We start from the raw sequence: 17,704 nt of genomic DNA, 5'->3' as shown, positions 1-17,704 counted from the left end.
GCCTGGCACTCGCCAGCGTTCTGTGACGCTCGCTCGGCGCGCATCACTGATGCCGCTGGGAAGCGCTGGAGGAGGCCGAGGTGTGATGGTGGGAGAGGAGGCGTGGTGCGTACCAGCGACGAGATCTATCACCGGGTCCGCTGGGATCCGCGGTTCGACCCGGCCCGGTTCGTGCTGGGGATCAGCCGGCGCGGGGACGGCATCGACCGCGTCCCCCTGCCTTCCTTCGTGCCCGGCGGCGACATCCCGTGGCACCGGGTGGTGTTCATCGAGGCGGACGGCGAGGTGGTCTGGGACCGGGCCACGGGTGTGGACCGTATCGACGCGTCGGGCGTCGGCCGGGTGCGTACCCCGCGAGCGGACCCGAGCCGCGACACGAGGTCCCACGGGGCCGGGCACGTCCTCGACGTGTTCCCGACACCCCGTACGGCGGTGGCCTGGATCCCGCCCGCGGAACTGTGGCCGCCGCTCCAGGACATCCGCCAGGACTACGATCCGCAGATCCACCGGTGGCCGCCGCACGTCAACGTGCTCTTCGGCTTCGTGCCGGAGTCCGACTTCGAGCGGGCCGCCCCACTGCTCGCCGCGGCGACGGCCGAGACGCCCGTCTTCACCGCCCGGCTGGACGGAGTGCGCACCTTCCGGCACAGGGCGTACGCCACCGTGTGGCTCGACCCGGCGGCAGCCGGCAAGGCGCCCTGGGCTGACCTGCACCACGCACTGCGGCAGCGGTTCCCGCGCTGCGGTCGGCCCACCGAGGACTTCACCCCGCATCTGTCCCTGGGCCGGACCCGCGATCCGCGGCGGGTCACCGCCGACTGCGCCACCCGGCTCGACGCCATGACGGCGACAGTCTGGGAAGTCGTCCTGCTCTCACGCAGGGGCGACGGGCCGATGCGGCCGCGGGCCACGGTCGCCCTGCGATCGGGCGAGGTGCGCCGGCTGCCCGCGCTCGACCTCGAAGCGCCGGGCCCGGAGGACACGGCATGGCTGTCCGTGATCAACGACAGGTGAGGCCCTGGCCGGCTGGGGCGAAGCGCGGGGTTCTGGCTGCTCCCCGGGAGGCTCCGGGCAGCGGTACCGCCCACTCTGCGAAGCTCCGGGCCTCGCTCAGAGTCTGTGGAAGGACAGGTCGTACTGCTCGCCGAGCACGGCACGGCCTATGGTCGCGAGAACGTGATCGTTGTTGTCGTGCAGTCCGTACAGCGTCAGGTCGCGCAGGACCCGCTCCACGGGGCTCGGGCGGATCAGGCTGCGGGCGCCGCAGGCCTGGATGGCGTGCTGCACCGTCTCCTGTGCCAGACGCGCGATCGTGTGCCAGGCCCTGGCGCCGGCGATCCGGGCCTCGTCGTCCCTGCCCTCGTCCCACAGAGCGGCGACATGGCGCAGCCAGAGGCGCCCGGTCTCGACATTGACCGCCATGCTGCCCACTCGCTGCTGCACATAGGGGTCGCCGCCCTTGCCCTGTCGTTTCAGATACGCGAGCCCGTACTCGTACGCGGCGAGGGCGCCGCCGAGGAAGCTGGCAGCGTAATGGGGTACGAACGCGGTCTGCCACTGCCCCTCGAAGAAGCTGCCGGGACCCCCGACGAGATGCTCGCGCGGTATGAAGGTGTCGTGGAAGCACACCGCGTGGCTGACGGTCGCACGCATGCCGGCGGGGTCCCACCAGGAGGCGTCCACGGTCACGGTCGGGTCGGACAGGTCGCAGGCCAGCAGCAGGAGCCTCCCGCGGGCATCCGGGGTCTGACGGGCTCCGCCGGGTGTTTCCGGATCGACGAGCAGGATCGCCCACTGTGCTCCGGTGGCCCCTGTGGCGAACGCCTTGCTGCCACGGAGGACCCAGCCGTCGCGGACGGGGACCAGTGTGGTGCCGAAGCGAAGGTTCTCGCCCGGCTTCGGGGCTTGGGGTTCGCCGCTCCAGGCGGCCCATTTCTCCCCGTGTTCCACCACGCCCGCGAACCAGCGTCGTTTCTGCTCGGGGGTGCCCAGGGCGTCGATCAGGACCAGTGCGTTGGCGTGCCCTTCCCAGCAGCGGGCCAGTGAAAGATCCGCCTTGGCCAGCGTGGTGGTCATCTCCCACAGGGGCAGGGTGTGGCGCTGCTGAGGGCCGTAGCCCAGGCCCCCGTATTCGCGTGGCACGGTGGCGCCCAGGAGATTGCTGGAGAACAGGTCGTCGAAATCCTCGGTGGGGAAGACCGCCTCGCGGTCGTACTCCACCGCGCGGGGGGCGAATGTGTCCGCGGCGAGCCTGGCCGTGGTGACGAGAACAGCCTGGTCGTCTCCGATCGCCGGGACGCGGACGGATCCGGCGGCGCGGGGCAGGTCGTCGGTCATGTGGAGACAGCCTCCAAGCGCCATGTCACGTTCGCCAGGCGGGCGGTGGGCGGTCCGGACGGTCCCGACGGTCCGGACGAGGGCGTCGCACGGCTCGTCATGGTGCCTCCCGCCCCTTGCGGTGTGTCCGTGCCGGTCCTCCTGACGCGGTGAGGCCGTGGACAGCGGCCTGCTCGGCCGGTCCGAAGCAGATGGACCGCAGGGGCAGTGTGTCCGGCATCGAATGGCCCGTCATCAGCCGGAACTGCTCACGCACTTCGACGAACAGGACCTGCCAGCCGTCGACGCAGACCAGCCCGCGAGCACGGGCGGCGCGGGTGAGCGCGGTCGGCGGATCGCGGTAGGCCATCTCCAGCACCACCGCGTCCCGGTCGGCCGCGGCAACCGGGAACGGCTCCCGCTCCACCAGGGGTGTGGCATGCACGAGCAGGTCGTACCCCGCCGGGGAGAACCGGGACAGCGGTACGTAGGGAAGTCCGAGCCGCGCGGAGGCTTCCAGACCGTGTGCGATTCCCCGGTTGACCAGGGTCACCCTGGCTCCGGTCCCGCGCAGGGCCCAGGCGACGGCCCGTCCGGCACCGCCGCAACCGATGACGGCGGCCGTACGGCCGCTCGGGTCGACTCCGCCCAGGGCCAGGGCGCGCAGGGCACCTACGGCGTCAGTGGTGGCCGCCCGCCAGCGCCCCCGGTCGAGCCGCAGCAGATTGGCCGCACCGCACCCCAGCGCCTCCGGGTCGGCGACGCCGGCCACTTGGAGGGCGCTCTCCTTGTGCGGGGCGGTCACGGTCAGCCCGTGGAGGGGGAGCCCACCCAGCGACCCGAAGTCGAAGCCCCCCTGCCAGAACCGGGAGAACCTGTCCACCTGAAACGGCAGGTACAGCGCGGGCAGCCCGAGTTCCCGCAACGCCGCGTTGTGCAGCCGGGGCGACAACGACCCTCCCGGCGCACGCCCGGCAATGCCGAGAAGTCCGCCGAGCGGGGGCAACGCGGGCAGGCCGTAGTCGGTCAGGAGCCGGCTCACACTCGGCATTCCGTCCTCCCCCTCCGTGCCGATCCGGCCGAAGACGACGGGCGCGCCCAGCCACGGGGCCAGCACCCGGGTCCACGTGCCGGCCGGACCGGACGCGAACGCCGTCACGTCGGTGCGCCCGAGCCCGGTGAGCAGCAGCGGCGCGGCGGACCCGTACGGTTCGCCCGCAGACGGCGCGAGGAGGTACAGCGCCGCCGGTACGGCGGACATCGCGGCGAACCGCTCCCGGAGCCTTCCCTGTGCCTGCCGCAGCCCCGTTCGACAGCGCCCCTCGGCCCGCCCCGCAGGCCCGGACGCCTGCCAGGAGACACGCCGCTGCCGGGCCGGGACGGCTGCCAGCAGTTCCGGCCGCACGTCGTCCATCGCCTCGAGGTCGACCAGTTCGTAGTGGTCCGCCGCACGCAGCAGCCGGGTGCGCCGTTCCACCGGGCCGGCGACCGAGCGGCCACCATGTCGCGCGGAGCGCAGGCAGTAGGTCAGCTGCCCTCCGAAGTGCCGACGCAGCCCGGACGGATCGGGATCGCCGACCAGATCGGCCCTGACCTCCAGCTCGTCCGCGACTCCCGCGAGGTCGCGCAGCGAACGGGGGGTGAGGTCCTCCGGTTCGGCGGCCACCGCCACCAGCCGGGCCCGCCGGCCGAGGGCGGCGCCGTATCCGTTCGTCACTCGCGCCACTGGCATCCCCGCCTCACCCCCGTCCCGGAGTGGTGCCGCAAGCGCCGTAGGACTCGGCGAGCTCGCACAGGCGACCGCGTACGGAGCGCTGGATGTGCTGGGCGCACCGGCGGTACGCCTCCGGAGACTGCGCAAGCGCGGACCGGGCGCCGGGAGCCATCGCCCGCCCGGGCAACGGCGTCGCGAGTCCCGCGCTGGACAACCGGAAGGCGTGGGCGACGCCCGTCTCCATGGCTTCGGCCCATGCGATGACCTCCGCCATGGGCGAGCGGCACGTGTTCCCACCGCAGACGAACAGCACCCGGCATGCCGCGCCGGTGCCGCGGGTGCGCCGCCAGAGGACGGCCGACGGGCAGGACAGGGCCGCGGCCGCGCCGACCCCGAACACCAGCGCGATCAGCTGGCTGCTCCCGGGAGCCGGGAGCCCGGCCGGCCATGCGAGCGTGTAGGAGGCGACCAGGCCGGACATCAGACTGGCGAACGCCCAGGCCGGCACGCCCCAGGTGTATTCGCGCCGGTCGAGGTGGATCATCGACGCGAAGACGAACAGCGCCGGCCAGGAATGTTTCATGACCGGACGATTTCCCGCTCTGTCGATCAATGGGGAGAGAATGAGAACCCCGCCCCGCATCAACAACAGCATGAAGAGGATCGAGACGCCGGCAAAGGTGTAATTCATCGTGGTGGTGCCGATGATGAGCGAGGTGAAGAGGCCGGCCGCCAGTGTCTCCTGCCCCGCCACCGGAATCCGGCCCCCGCCGATCCCGCTCCGGCGCATGTGTTGCCATCGGCCCGACACGCCCAGGAAGATCATCATCGCGGCGAGCTGCCCGAGGACGGACGCGGGCAGCATCTCGAAGCCGCTGATCCGCTGGGACGACAGTGGCGTCACCCCGCTGGCCAGTGCCTTCACCGGCATGGCGTAAGGAATGTACGATACGAAGTATCCGAAGGAGAGCCAGCCCATGGGAGTCCCATTACTGGTCGAACGTCAACTTGCTGACGCCGAATAAATCCGCATGCTGTTCAGCATTTTTCAGCGCGTCAGTATTACTTGAGAGATGTTGTGCCCATCAATGTCTCAGGAAAAGCGCGCAGGCAATCGCGTTGACTATCCCCAGAAGCGTACCGCCCACGGCTATCCGCAGCCAACGCAGGAGCGAAGCGCACCGAGCGCGATCAGGCGTGCCGACCAGGCGGCGACTGCGGCGTGCGGCGCCCAAGGGCAGGGCTCGTGAGGTCGAGCTTCAGCCGCTTGCCCCAGTCGTTGGTGAAGACGGCGCCCGTGCCCTCGTAGTGCACTCCGACGAACGGGTTGGAGCGGCACATCACGGCGACCCACCGCAACGAGCGGTCGGCGTTGATGCGGGCGAGGTGGCCGATGTTGCCCATCCCGTCCGCGCCCCCGCCGGACATCCACCCTGATCCGTCCGGTAGCGGGCTCTCGAAGTAGGTGTCCACCCCGTCGACGCCGTGCCTCTCAATGGCCCGGGCCACATCGAGCGGTTCTCCGACACGGAAGGGAATCGGCTGCCCGGCATCCGGGTGGTACGCCCCCGGACCGTCGACATGGAGCTCCAAGCCGGTGCCGTCCGGCCGGTACAGCCCGTCATGGTGCGGGATCTCTCCGGCCGCCCAGAGCGCCTCAATCATGATCTCCTCACAACCTCTCCTGATCACGTATGACCGGGATCATCCCGTACGAGTGGTCGACGGGCACACAAGGGTTGCCGGGCACTGCCCCATCCTCATAGCCTGACGGCGTGTTAGGTATCGGGCACTTCTGGGCTTTTCTCGCCGTGGTCGCTGCGCTGATCGCCGTTCCGGGGCCGAGCGTGGTGTTCGTGGTCGGGCGCGGGGTGGCGCTCGGGCGCCGGGCGGCGCTGGCCACCGCGATGGGCAACAACGGCGGAGTGCTGGTCCAAGCCGTACTGGTGGCTTTCGGGTTGGGAGCCGTGGTCGCGCGATCCATCGTGGTGTTCTCGGTGCTGAAGTTCGCCGGCGCGCTGTATCTGATCTACCTCGGCGTCCAGACGTGGCGGCATCGCGGGGAACTGGCCGTCACGGAAGCGCGGCAGCGTCCGCCCGCGAACGTGCGACGCGACGTCCGGCAGGGCTTCGTCGTCGGGGTGAGCAATCCGAAGGGCTTCCTGATCTTCTCCGCGGTGCTGCCCCAGTTCGTCAACCGCTCGGCGGGGCACGTGACGCTGCAGCTCCTGATCCTCGGCATCGTCTGCGTCGCTGTCGCCCTGGTTTCGGACTCGGCCTGGGGGCTTCTCGCCGGGACCGCACGTGGCTGGATCAGCGGATCGCCCCGCCGTCTGTCCGGGATCGGCGCGGTGTCAGGGACGTTGATGGTCGGCCTCGGCGTCCGTCTCGCCCTCACCGGGAACGACGTGTGACGACGGCCCCCGCCGGCCCAGGGGGCCGGACCGCGTTGCCGCCTCACGGCACCTCGCCCGCCCGCCGCCGTTCCTGCCGCAGCACTTCGTCGAGGTCGCCGAGCCGGTCCAGGCCCTGTACCGAGCGCCGCATACGGGCGTTGCCGGACAGCAGCCGCCGGTGCCGGTGCAGGAAGGCCCAGTACCCGGCGGTGAAGGGGCACGCCCGCGGACCGGTGCGCTCGGTGGGCCGGTAGGCGCAGCCGTCGCACAGATCGCTCATGCGGTGGATGTAGGCGCCGCCCGACGTGTACGGCTTGGTGGTCATCCGGCCGCCGTCCGCGTACTGGGACATGCCCACCACGTTCGGCACCATCACCCACTCGTAGCCGTCGACGAAGCAGCGGTGGAACCAGTCGGTCACCGCGACCGGGTCCCAGCCGCGCTGCAGGGCGTGGCTGCCCAGCACCATCAGCCGGGGGATGTGATGCGTCCACCCGGTGTCGCGCACCTGGGCGAGCACGGTGGCCAGGCAGCGCGCGGTGACCGCGTCCGCGTCCAGCTCGGCGAAGTACTCCGGCAGCCCTTCCGTGTGCCCGAGCGTGTTGTCGTGCCGGTAGTCCTCGCCGAAGTGCCAGTACAGCTGCCAGACGTACTCCCGCCAGCCCGCGACCTGCCGAACGAAGCCCTCCGCGCTGTTGACCGGGACGGCGCCCTCCCGCCAGGCCCGCTCGGCTCGCTCCACGCACTCCGCCGGGTGCAGCAGCCCCAGGTTCAGCGACGACGACAGCAGGCTGTGGCTCATCACGGGATCGCCGGTGAGCATCGCGTCCTCGTACGGCCCGAAGGACGCCAGCCGGTGTGCCACGAAACGGCGCAGCGCCGACAGCGCCTCCCGTCGGGTGGCGGGGAAGAGGCGGGGCCCGTCCCGGCCGACGAACCGCACCCCGTCCTCGCATTCCCACCGGTCGAGGTCGTCGCGCACCTCGGCGTCGATGTCGTCCTCCCGCGGCCGATACGGGGCCGGCACGTCGAGCTCATGGGCGCCGCCCGGCGGAGGCTCGCGGTTGGCGTGGTCGTGGTTGAACCGGCCGCCGGCCGGGTGGCCGCCCTCCATCAGCAGGTCGTGCTCCTGGCGCACCCAGCGGTAGAAGTCCTCCTGGAGCAGCCGCCGCCCACCGTGCTCCTCGGCCCAGCCGGCGAACTCCTCGCTGGCCACCAGGAAGCCCCGGGCGGGCAGCACCCGCACCCTGGGCAGGGACCGCACCAGCCGGAGCGCCGCGTACGAGGTGGGGTGGCACACCGTGACCGGCGCGCCGCCCACCGCGCGGCGCAGGCCCTCCCGGTAGGTGTCGGCGCGCACATATGTCACCCGCCCGCCCAGTTCCGCCGCGCGGTGCCGCATCGCGGAGAGCACCAGGTGCGCCTTGGCACGGTGGAAGCGGTGCCGCCGGAAGACCGACCTGGCCTCGATCATCACCACGGGCGCCCCGTGGTCGGGCCCGTCCTCGCCTGCGGACGTGAGGAAGTGCGGGCCGAGCTGGTCGCCGAAGATCCAGTGCGGGGTGGTCATGGCAGGGGCACCTTCCGTGCGATACGGGTGTGGTGGCGTACACGTACGAGGTGTTGTGTGGGGTGCCGTTCCACGGCTCGTGCACAAGCGCCCCTTCACGCCCGCCAATTCCTCCGGCCGGCGCCGCACATGTGCTCCGTCCGGGTCGTACCGCCTGCCCCGGTGGATACGGCGGGCCGCCGGTGGTCGCCCGTTCGGGTGCGGGCGCATCCGCTGCGGTGGCCGACGGGGAAGTAGCTGATGAGGACGCCGGGCCCCTGTTGACGTCCTTGGGGGCGGCGGGGAGCGTGGCGGGCTCCGCTCGGCAACAGGCCCTTGAGAAGCGAGGAGAGGTGGTGGGCGTGGCGGAGGGAACGGCGGTCGCGGACGTCGTCGTGGTGGGTGCCGGGGTCGCCGGGCTGGCGTGCGCCCGCGACCTGGCCGCCGCGGGACTCGGCGTCACGGTGCTGGAGGCGGGCGACGCGGCGGGCGGGCGGATGCGGACCGACCGCCTGGACGGCTTCACGGTGGACCGTGGCTTCCAGGTCGTCAACCCGGCGTACCCGCAGCTGCGCCGCCGCCTGCCCGCACCGTTCCTCGACCCGCGCCCCTTTCTGCCGGGCGTCCTGGTGCACACCGGTGACCGGCGCGTGCTGCTGGCCGACCCGCGCCGCCGCCCCGACGCGGTGGCGTCGCTGCTGTCCGCGCGTTTCGCCCGGCCGCGCGACCTGGTGGCGCTGGCCGCACTCGGCGCCCGCGACGCGCTCGCCCCGGCCCGCGCGCTCAAGCACGCGCCCGAGCGCACCACCCGCGACGCGCTGGCCGAAGCGGGCTTCTCCGCGCCGTTCGTGGAGGGCTTCTTCCGGCCGTTCCTCTCCGGCGTCTTCCTGGAGGACTCCCTGGAGACCTCCAGCCGGGTGTTCCACCTCGTGTGGCGCAGCATGCTGCGCGGCGCGCTGTGCCTGCCCGCCTTCGGTGTGCAGTCCGTTCCGCGTGCCCTGGCCGCTGCCCTGCCCGAGGGCACCGTACGGCTCGGCACACCCGTGTCACGGCTCGTCGGCCGGGGCGTGGTCGTGGCGGACGGTGCGGAGTTGCCGGCGCGCGCCGTCGTCGTGGCGACCGGCGCCGCGGCTGCCGCACGGCTGCTGCCCGGCCTGGACGTCCCCGCCCAGCGCACCGTCACCACGTACTACCACGTCGCCCCGCGCTCTCCGCTGGGCCGTCCCGTCCTGCTGGTCGACATCCGCCGCCGTGTACTGAACACCTGCGTCCTCAGTGACGTCGCGCCCGAGTACGCCCCGCGCGGCAGTGCCCTGATCGCCACCTCGGTCCTGGGCGGCGACACCGGGCCCGTGCGGGCGGCCGTGGTCGCGGCCCTGTCCGAGATGTACGGCGCCGACGCCACCGCCTGGGACCTGCTGGTCGCGCGCACCGTCGAGAACGCGCTGCCCGCCATGCCGCCACCCTGGCCACTGACCCGGACCTGCCGCACCGGGCCGGGCCGCTACGTCTGCGGGGATCACCGCGGCACGGGTTCCGTCCAGGGCGCCCTCGCCTCCGGCGCGCGGGCGGCCCGTGAGGTGCTGGAGGACCTCCGCGGAAACTGATGCGTGAGAACCCCGCCGCGATCGCCGCGGCGGCGAGGTTGCTTCGGCGCGGGCGGCGCGGACGGACGGCGAACGCCTCACGCGATCGCGGGGACCAGCGGGACCGGCGCTCATCTCCGCCACGGAGCCACTCACGACGTGTTGGCGGTCCCCCGTGCGCTCGGACAGCAGCCAGAGGCGGCTGTTGATCACCTGCTGGGGCCGACGGGGGGAACAGGGCCGATGGACCCCATGGGCTTGCCCGCATGGCTCTGTCGGCACGACGAGGTGGCCGGAATGCTGCGATCGTAGGGCTCGGAGGACAGCAGGCCTCTTGCGCTGTCCGCGGTGCCGAAGGAGGTCGGTCGTGGATGCCGACGCCGAAGTGAACGTCTCCCCGGCCCCCGCGTCCGACGGGCTCGTCATGGGCAAGGACGGTGTGGCCGCGCTCGTGGACGTGCTGGTGCGGCGAGGATTCACCGTGGTCGGCCCCACTGTGCGGGACGGGGCGATCGTGCTGGCCGAACTGCGGTCGGCCGACGAGCTGCCGTACGGGTGGGGCGTGGAGTCGGAGGCCGGGCGGTATCGGCTGCGGGAGCGATCGGACGGTGCCGCCTTCGCGAACGCGGCGGGTCCCCAGTCGTGGAAGCCGTTCCTGCATCCGCCGCGGGTGCGGCAGTGGAGCGCCGATCGCGTGGAGGGCGAGCTGGTCCTCACGGCCGAGCAGGCCGCACCGCCTCGATACGCCTTCCTCGGGGTGCGCCCCTGCGACCTTCGGGCCATCGCCGTCCAGGACCGGGTGCTGACCGGTGGGACGTACCGCGACCCCGTCTACGAGGGGCGGCGCTCCGGGGCGCTGCTGATCGTGGTCGAGTGCACGGAGCCCGGCGCCACCTGCTTCTGCGTCTCGATGGGCACCGGACCCGCTGCCGGTCCCGGCTACGACCTGGTGATGACCGAAGTGGCCGACGAGGACGGGCACCGCTTCTGGATCCGCGGCGGCAGCCGGGAGGGCGAGGAGATCCTGGCCGAACTGCCCGCGCGTCCGGCAGACCCGGAAACCCGGGAAGCGGCGCGCGCGGACGTCACGGCCGCCGCGAGCCGCATGGGACGGAGCATGCCCGAAGCCGACCTGCGGGAGCTGATGGCCGGCACTCTCGACGCGCCCCGCTGGGACGACGTCGCCGGGCGGTGCCTGACCTGCGGCAACTGCACCATGGTCTGTCCCACCTGCTTCTGCACCACCACCGAGGACGTCACGGACCTCACCGGCGACCACGCGGAACGGTGGCGACTGTGGGACTCCTGCTTCGACCTGGACTTCTCCCATCTGCACGGGGGCCCGGTCCGCGCCTCGGCGCGCAGCCGCTACCGGCAGTGGATGACCCACAAACTCGGGACCTGGTACGACCAGTTCGGCTCGTCCGGCTGCGTGGGCTGCGGACGGTGCATCGTGTGGTGCCCGGTCGGCATCGACATCACCGAGGAGGCCGCCGCCCTGCACGACTGGACCCGGTCCGGCGTACCGCCGTCGGACCCGGGGGAGCGATGACCACCATGGCCGCCCCGTTGCCGTACCACGTGGCCGACACCTGGGCCGAGACCGGCGACACCCGGTCGATCGAGCTGACGCCGGCCGCCGGAGCACTCGCGCCCTTCTCACCGGGGCAGTTCGCGATGATCTACGCCTTCGGGGTCGGCGAGGTGCCCATCTCGGCCAGTGCCCTGCGTGGCCGCCAGGGGGGACTCGTGCACACCGTGCGCGCGGTCGGCGCGGTCTCGACCGCCCTGTGCCGGTTGCGCCCGGGGGCAGGCGTCGGACTCAGCGGGCCGTACGGCACCGGCTGGGACCTCGACTCGGCAGTCGGCCACGACGTGCTGGTGATCGCCGGCGGCATCGGGCTGGCCCCGCTGCGTCCGGTCGTACACGCGGTCCTGGACCGGCCGGACATCTACGGCCGGCTCACGGTCCTCGTGGGCGCCCGTACCCCCGCCGATCTGATCTACCGGGACGAGATCGAGAGCTGGCGCGGCCCGGCCCGGGTGGCGGTGACCGTCGACCGCCCCGGGCCCGGCTGGCGCGGTGAGGTGGGCGTGGTCACCACGCTCCTCGACCGCCTCGACCTGCGCCCCGAACGGACCCGCGCGCTCGTGTGCGGGCCCGAGGTGATGATGCGGCACACCGCACGCTCCCTCCTGGCCCGGGACCTGGTCCCGCAGAGCGTTCAGGTGTCCCTGGAACGCAATATGCGCTGCGCCACCGGCCATTGCGGCCACTGCCAGCTCGGCCCGCTCCTGCTGTGCCGCGACGGGCCGGTCGTCGGCTACGACCGCGTGGCACACCTCCTCCTCGTAAGGGAGTTGTGACATGGTCACGGAGCCCGGATCGGCGCCCGACGCACGGCCGGCGCTGGCCGTGTGGAAGTTCGCCTCCTGCGACGGCTGCCAACTGACCCTGCTCGACTGCGAGGACGAATTCCTCGGCCTCACCGAACGCGTCCGGATCGACCACTTCGTGGAGATGACTCCGGTCGAGGGCGCCGGCGGGGAGCGCGTACGGCCGGACGGCCGGGGGCCGTACGACCTCTCCCTGGTCGAAGGGTCGATCACCACCGCCGAGGACGCCGAGCGGATCCGGCGCATACGACGCGTCTCCCGGTACCTGGTGACCATCGGAGCCTGCGCCACCGCAGGCGGCATCCAGGCGCTGCGCAACTTCGCCGACGTCGACGAGTTCCTCGCCGCGGTGTACGCCCAGCCGGAGTACATCGCCACGCTGGAGACCTCGACGCCGATCTCGGCCCATGTTCCGGTCGACTTCGAACTGCGCGGCTGCCCCATCGACCGCGGCCAGCTCCTCGAAGTCATCACCGCCTTCCTGGCCGGACGCAAGCCCCGGATCCCGAGCCACAGCGTCTGCTTCGAGTGCAAGAGGCGCGGGACCACCTGCATCACCGTGGCCCACGGCACCCCCTGTCTGGGCCCGGTCACGCAGGCCGGGTGCGGAGCCATCTGCCCCGCCTACGGACGCGGGTGCTACGGCTGCTTCGGACCCACGAGCCGACCCAACCTGCGCTCCATGGTCGCGCAGCTGTGCCACGACGGGATGAGCGAACAGGACATCCAGCGTGTCTTCCGTACCTTCAACGCCGCGTCGCCGGAATATGCCCCCGTACCCGACCTCGCGGCCGAGGAGCAGCACAGCCCTCGTGCCAGGCGAGGATCCCGCCCGGAAAGGCCCGCATGAACCATCGCGGAACCCGCGTCCTGCGCCTGGACGCGCTCGCCAGGGTGGAAGGCGAAGCGGCCCTCCACCTGCGCATCCAGGAGGACACCGTCACGGAGACGCGGCTGCGCATCTACGAGCCGCCGCGCTTCTTCGAGGCCTTCCTGACCGGCCGGGGCCACACCGAACCGCCCGACATCACCGCCCGTATCTGCGGTATCTGTCCGGTCGCCTACCAGATGAGCGCCTGCCAGGCGATCGAGAACGCCTGCGGTGTCACGGTGGACGGCCCCCTCGCGGAACTGCGCCGCCTTCTGTACTGCGGCGAGTGGATCGAGAGCCACACCCTGCACATCCACCTGCTGCACGCCCCGGACTTCCTCGGGCGAGCGGACATCGTGCAGCTGGCCCGTGACCAACGCGCCGTCGTCGAACGCGGACTGAGGATCAAACAGACCGGCAACGCGATCATCGAGCAGCTCGGCGGCCGCCCCATCCATCCTGTCAACGTTCGGGTCGGCGGCTTCTACCGCACGCCGGCGCCGGAAGAACTCCGCCCGCTCGCGGCACGGCTGCTGCGGACCCGGGAAGACGCGCTGGAGACCGTCCGCTGGGTCGCGGCGTTCGACTTTCCCGACGCCGTGTGCGATCACGACCTTCTCGCACTGCGTGACCCGGGCCGCTACGCCATCGACTCCGGAACGCCGGCGGCCATGGCCGCTCACGGCCGCGGACGGGCGCTGCGCGAGTTCCCCGTGGCCGACTTCGAACAGCACGTCCGGGAAGAGCAGGTACCGCATTCCACCGCTCTCACCGCCACTTTGGACGGCCGTCGCCATCTGACCGGCCCGCTGGCCCGCTACGCGATCAACGGCCGGTGGCTGCACCCCGTGGCCGCCGAGGCGGCGAAGGACGCCGGCCTGGGTGACCCGCTGACCGGTGCCGTCTGCGACAACCCCTACCGAAGCATCGTCGTACGCGCCGTCGAAGTCGTACACGCCGTCGAGGAGGCCCTGCGGATCATCGACGGATACGAACGCCCTCCCCGGCCTGCCATCGAGGTCCCGCCCCGCCAGGGTGTCGGCGCCGGGGCGACCGAGGCTCCCCGAGGCCTGCTGTACCACCGCTACGCCCTCACGGAGGACGGCACGCTCACCAAGGCCCGCATCGTCCCGCCCACGGCTCAGAACCAGACCGCCATCGAGGAGGACGTGCGCCGGGCCGTCCAGGCGCGTCTGGACACGGCCGGACCCGCCGCTGACGACGAGGAGCTCACCCACCTGTGCGAACGGACCATCCGCAATCATGATCCCTGCATCTCCTGCGCCGCCCACTTCCTCGACGTGTCCGTGGAACGCCCATGAGCGGCCGGATCGTGGTGATCGGTGTGGGCAACTCGCTGCGCGGTGACGACGGAGTCGGCCCGGCGGCGGTGGAGGCGTTGCCGGGCCGCGTTCCCGACAGCGTCGTCCTGGCGGTCAGCGACGGGGAACCCGCGCGCATGCTCGATCTGTGGAACGGCGCGGAGACGGTGGTCCTGCTGGAAGCCCTCCGCCCCGGGTCGGCCCGGCCGGGGGAGTTGCACACTCTCACCGCGGCGGAGGCGACCGGTCGTACGGCGGGTACGGCGAGCACGCACGCGCTCGGCCTCGGAGAGTGCCTCGCGCTGGCAGAGGCCCTCGGTCAACTGCCGCCGACGCTCGTGGTGCACGCCATGGAAGTGGCCGACATCGAACTCGGCACGGGCCTGAGTGAAGCGGTGCGATCAGCGCTCCCCGAGCTGATCGACCGCGCCGCCGCCTCCGTGCGACAGGCTCACGAACAGAGCCGGGGGACCTGAGGGGCCGGTGGCCGTCGTACCGCCGGCGTACCGGTCGTCGATGGGGAAGGGCGGGTCGTCGGTGTGGTGTCCGAGTCCGACCGGCGCGCGTGATCGCCGCATTCTTCACAGAATGGTGCTGTAGCCAGCCTGCGCCGCTCGACGCACGCCGCACGAGGCGAGAGGTCTCGCGCCGCGAGGTGGGCGGCCCGTATCCGGGAGGCACTGTGCACCACCGAACGGTCGAGGAACTCATGACCCGCGACGTCGTCCGGGCACGGCGTGACACGCCGTTCAAGGAGCTCGTCAGGTTGCTGGAGGAGAACGACGTCACCGCCGTGCCCGTCGTGGACGAGCTGGACCGCCCGATGGGGTTGGTTTCCGAGGCCGACCTGCTGCGGAAGACCACCGACCAGGCCGACCCGTCGGGGAGGACCCCGATCCCGCACCTGGAGGCATGGGAGCGGGCCAAGGCCGAGGGTTCACGGGCCGAGGAACTGATGTCCGCTCCCGCGGTGTGCGCGCGGCCGGAGTGGACAGTGGTGGAGGCCGCCCGCCTCATGGAGACCCAGCACGTCAAACGGCTTCCCGTGGTGGACGAGGCGGACCGGCTGCTGGGCATCGTCAGCCGCGGTGACCTGCTGCGGATCTTCCTGCGCCGCGACGAGGCCATCCGAGAAGAGATCACCGGGGATCTGCTGCGGCGTACCCTGGGGCTCGATCCACGGGACGTGACCGCGGAAGTGCACGACGGGCGGGTCACCCTCGCCGGCACCGTGGAGTACCGGAGCCTGATTCCCGTCATCGAGCAGTTGTGCCGTGGCGTCGACGGCGTCGTGTCCGTTTCCGGGAACCTCGCCCACCGCACGGACGGCCCTGGGAACGCATCCGCCGGCACCTGATCAGGGAGCATGTTCGGCGACGTCCGAATGGTCACATTTGCGGCACGACCGCGACGGGACACGGCGCGTGATGCAGCAACGCGTGATTGATCAGGCCCAGCTGCAAGCCCGAATACCCAAGTCGCCGCCGGGCGCCCACGACCAGCAGATCCGCCGTGGACGCGGCCTCCAGCAGGGCACGGCGCGCCGGTTTCTCCATCAATCGCCGGCTCACCGCGGCGTCCCGGTACTTTTCGGCAGGGTGGCGCAGGGCGTCATCGAGTACCTGCGCCGGCGGACGCCGGTGGGCCTCCAGGAACCACGACGGCGCTCGCGGTGTCGTACAGGCACCGGACGGTGCGCTCCAGGCGTGCACCGCCACCAGTCGACAACCCCGCACATGGGCCTCGCGCAGCGCGAAGTCCACCGCCGTGCCGCTTCCCTCCCCGTCCTCGACTCCCACGACGACATTCCCGAACCGGGCGGCGCGATGCTCCTGGCTGCCGCGGACGACGACGACCGGACAGCCTGCACGCGCTGCCACGGAGAGGCTGACCGAGCCCAGGAGCATGCCGGAAAGATCCCCGTGCCCCCTGGCCCCCAGCACCAGAGCGAAGGCACTGCGTCCCCTGTCGAGCAGAGCAGAGGCCGCGTCCTCGAACGAGACCTCGCTGGACAACCGCACCGCTGGAGCATCCTGCCTGGCACGCGCCGAAGCAGAGCCGATCACTTCGGAGGCTTCCTGCTCATCGGCCGCCGCGTGCAGGAGATGGAGCGGGATTCCGTGCCGTGCCGCCTCGTTGGCCGCCCAGCCGACTGCCTCCAGGCTCGCCTTGGACCCGTCGACGCCCACCACCAGGGGAATCCCCACGCGCCCTTCTCCTCTCGAGTCGGACTCCACGGCTCCGATCGCTCCTCCGCGGGTCCGCATGCGCCGCGGTCGGGGCCGGGGGATCCTCGAAGGGGAGAAGCTCATCGCGCCCGGTATGCAGGCCACGTCCCGACCGCACGCTCGATCGGACGTTCACCGTCCTCATTCAGCTTCATACGAGACGGAGGCCGCCGCCATGCAACCAGTCGTCACCGTGGGCCTCGACGGCTCGCCCGAGAGTCTGGCCGCTGCCCGCTGGGCCGCGGACGAAGCGGTGAGACGCAAGCTCGCGCTGCGGCTGCTGCACGCGTGGCCGCTGCTGGCACCGGAACCGACCCGGGTCGCCGCCGAAGTCGATCAGAACTACTGGGCGAAGCGTCTCGTCCGTACGGCGCAGGCGGAGCTGCAAGCACGCCATCCGGGCCTGTCCGTCGTCGGGAACCTGGTCGCCGACGACGCCCAGCACGCCCTGCTCCAAGCGGCCTCGGAGTCGGAGATGACCGTTCTCGGTTCCCGGGGGCTCGAGCCTGTCGAGAGCTACTTCCTGGGGGACGTCAGCATGCCTGTCGTGGCGCGCGCCGAGCGGCCCGTGGTGCTGGTGCGTGCCGAGCGACCGGGGCGGAGACCACCGACGTCGGCGAGCCGTGTCGTCGTGGCCCTGAAACTGCACGGATCGTCGGACGACCTGCTCGACTTCGCCTTCCGCACCGCAGCGGCCAGGGACGTCCCTCTCCTCGCCGTCCACGGTCGCGCCGTGCCGTTCCACGCACGAGTGCCCTGGGGAGTGGACCACCGCATCAGCGAGGACATGAGCCGGGATGCGCACGAGCAGATGAGCCGAGAGCTGCACTCGTGGCGGGAGAAGTACCCACAGGTGGGCGTGGCCGGCAGTATCAGTCCCGACAGTCCCGCCAAGGCGGTCGTGGAGGCCGGCGAGGGAGCCGCTGTGCTGGTCCTGGGCCGGCGTCGGCACCGTGCCGGCCTGGTGCCCCACCTCGGGCCTGTGGCACAGGCCGCCATCCATCACGGACGCTGCCCTGTCGCCGTCGTTCCCCATGGCTGAGCCCAGCCTTCGCGCCGCGTGGCGGGCCGGGAGTGCGGGAACCATCCCCGACGTCAATCCGTGCGCCGTCCGTCGGCGGCAGGGCCCGCTGGAGCGGCGGGGGGTGGGACCACCGCCCCGTACCCCAGACGACATCGTGTGACCGCCTGGGACTACCGGCCCCGGCGCTTCCCCGTTCAGCCCATGGGCGGGCGGCCCGCGGCGCCCGACGCTTGAAACGTCGAGGTGATGACGTCGCGTGCGTCAGAGGAGCACCGGGAGCCGTCATCCGCGCCGACTCGCC

General features: G+C 71.9%; 16 protein-coding genes and 1 pseudogene. 11 read left to right on the top strand and 6 right to left on the bottom strand.

The window, feature by feature from the left end:
* Positions 1 to 105 precede the first annotated feature (105 nt).
* Positions 106 to 1,014 (top strand): RNA repair domain-containing protein, encoded by a 909-nt coding sequence (locus ACIP4X_RS31675; protein WP_391459229.1) that lies wholly within the window; start codon positions 106 to 108, stop codon positions 1,012 to 1,014.
* A 96-nt stretch (positions 1,015 to 1,110) separates the two neighbouring features.
* Here the strand turns inward: ACIP4X_RS31675 and ACIP4X_RS31670 are convergent, their stop codons facing one another.
* The 4 genes from ACIP4X_RS31670 to ACIP4X_RS31655 all read right to left on the bottom strand — a co-directional run bounded on the left by ACIP4X_RS31670 (position 1,111) and on the right by ACIP4X_RS31655 (position 5,695).
* On the bottom strand, positions 1,111 to 2,337 hold the full coding sequence (locus ACIP4X_RS31670; RefSeq protein ID WP_391459227.1) for an acyl-CoA dehydrogenase family protein: 1,227 nt from the start codon (positions 2,335 to 2,337) through the stop codon (positions 1,111 to 1,113).
* A gap of 97 nt (positions 2,338 to 2,434) precedes the next feature.
* Positions 2,435 to 4,048 carry a hypothetical protein gene (locus ACIP4X_RS31665; RefSeq protein WP_391459226.1) on the bottom strand — a complete coding sequence of 538 codons (1,614 nt, stop codon included), beginning with the start codon at positions 4,046 to 4,048 and terminating at the stop codon, positions 2,435 to 2,437.
* A 7-nt stretch (positions 4,049 to 4,055) separates the two neighbouring features.
* Positions 4,056 to 5,009: a hypothetical protein gene (locus tag ACIP4X_RS31660; RefSeq protein ID WP_401351608.1), complete on the bottom strand. Its 954-nt coding sequence runs from the start codon at positions 5,007 to 5,009 to the stop codon at positions 4,056 to 4,058.
* A gap of 212 nt (positions 5,010 to 5,221) precedes the next feature.
* Positions 5,222 to 5,695: a hypothetical protein gene (locus ACIP4X_RS31655; RefSeq protein ID WP_358733611.1), complete on the bottom strand. Its 474-nt coding sequence runs from the start codon at positions 5,693 to 5,695 to the stop codon at positions 5,222 to 5,224.
* A gap of 110 nt (positions 5,696 to 5,805) precedes the next feature.
* Here ACIP4X_RS31655 and ACIP4X_RS31650 point away from each other — a divergent pair, with 110 nt between their 5' ends.
* On the top strand, positions 5,806 to 6,444 hold the full coding sequence (locus tag ACIP4X_RS31650; protein WP_358733613.1) for a LysE family translocator: 639 nt from the start codon (positions 5,806 to 5,808) through the stop codon (positions 6,442 to 6,444).
* Between the two features lie 43 nt (positions 6,445 to 6,487).
* On the opposite strand, the gene ACIP4X_RS31645 is transcribed toward ACIP4X_RS31650, so the two are convergent.
* Positions 6,488 to 7,996 carry a cryptochrome/photolyase family protein gene (locus ACIP4X_RS31645; RefSeq protein WP_391459221.1) on the bottom strand — a complete coding sequence of 503 codons (1,509 nt, stop codon included), beginning with the start codon at positions 7,994 to 7,996 and terminating at the stop codon, positions 6,488 to 6,490.
* Positions 7,997 to 8,331: 335 nt separating this feature from the next.
* Here ACIP4X_RS31645 and ACIP4X_RS31640 point away from each other — a divergent pair, with 335 nt between their 5' ends.
* The 8 genes and pseudogenes from ACIP4X_RS31640 (at position 8,332) to ACIP4X_RS31605 (ending at position 15,508) form a co-directional block, all read left to right on the top strand.
* Positions 8,332 to 9,582, top strand: coding sequence for an NAD(P)/FAD-dependent oxidoreductase (locus ACIP4X_RS31640; protein ID WP_358733617.1), 1,251 nt, complete (start codon positions 8,332 to 8,334; stop codon positions 9,580 to 9,582).
* 403 nt (positions 9,583 to 9,985) lie between these two features.
* Positions 9,986 to 11,113, top strand: a complete 1,128-nt coding sequence (locus ACIP4X_RS31635; RefSeq protein WP_358733850.1) for a 4Fe-4S dicluster domain-containing protein — start codon at positions 9,986 to 9,988, stop codon at positions 11,111 to 11,113.
* On the top strand, positions 11,110 to 11,928 hold the full coding sequence (locus tag ACIP4X_RS31630) for an FAD/NAD(P)-binding protein (RefSeq protein WP_358733619.1): 819 nt from the start codon (positions 11,110 to 11,112) through the stop codon (positions 11,926 to 11,928). The genes ACIP4X_RS31635 and ACIP4X_RS31630 overlap by 4 nt, the downstream gene beginning before the upstream one ends.
* Before the next feature lies 1 nt (position 11,929).
* Complete coding sequence (locus ACIP4X_RS31625) at positions 11,930 to 12,808, top strand: oxidoreductase (protein WP_358733621.1); 879 nt, start codon at positions 11,930 to 11,932, stop codon at positions 12,806 to 12,808.
* A complete protein-coding gene (locus ACIP4X_RS31620) occupies positions 12,805 to 14,151 on the top strand; it encodes a Ni/Fe hydrogenase subunit alpha (protein WP_401351605.1) in 1,347 nt (448 codons plus the stop codon). The genes ACIP4X_RS31625 and ACIP4X_RS31620 overlap by 4 nt, the downstream gene beginning before the upstream one ends.
* Positions 14,148 to 14,627: a hydrogenase maturation protease gene (locus ACIP4X_RS31615; RefSeq protein ID WP_391459215.1), complete on the top strand. Its 480-nt coding sequence runs from the start codon at positions 14,148 to 14,150 to the stop codon at positions 14,625 to 14,627. Before ACIP4X_RS31620 ends, ACIP4X_RS31615 begins: the two co-directional genes overlap by 4 nt.
* A gap of 21 nt (positions 14,628 to 14,648) precedes the next feature.
* A pseudogene (locus ACIP4X_RS31610) lies at positions 14,649 to 14,720 on the top strand (CBS domain-containing protein); the annotation flags it as partial.
* A 113-nt stretch (positions 14,721 to 14,833) separates the two neighbouring features.
* The gene (locus ACIP4X_RS31605; protein ID WP_358733626.1) at positions 14,834 to 15,508 is read left to right on the top strand and encodes a CBS domain-containing protein; all 675 of its coding nucleotides are present in this window, start codon (positions 14,834 to 14,836) and stop codon (positions 15,506 to 15,508) included.
* A 31-nt stretch (positions 15,509 to 15,539) separates the two neighbouring features.
* On the opposite strand, the gene ACIP4X_RS31600 is transcribed toward ACIP4X_RS31605, so the two are convergent.
* On the bottom strand, positions 15,540 to 16,358 hold the full coding sequence (locus ACIP4X_RS31600; protein WP_391459212.1) for a universal stress protein: 819 nt from the start codon (positions 16,356 to 16,358) through the stop codon (positions 15,540 to 15,542).
* A 196-nt stretch (positions 16,359 to 16,554) separates the two neighbouring features.
* Between ACIP4X_RS31600 and ACIP4X_RS31595 the strand changes: the two genes are divergently transcribed.
* The gene (locus tag ACIP4X_RS31595) at positions 16,555 to 17,421 is read left to right on the top strand and encodes a universal stress protein (protein ID WP_401351602.1); all 867 of its coding nucleotides are present in this window, start codon (positions 16,555 to 16,557) and stop codon (positions 17,419 to 17,421) included.
* The last annotated feature ends 283 nt before the right edge of the window (positions 17,422 to 17,704 follow it).

This window comes from Streptomyces sp. NPDC088817, from assembly GCF_044750345.1.
Classification (GTDB): Bacteria; Actinomycetota; Actinomycetes; order Streptomycetales; family Streptomycetaceae; genus Streptomyces.
The sequence above is the reverse complement of the archived record's forward strand: the minus strand, read 5'-3'. Positions and strand labels throughout refer to the sequence as shown.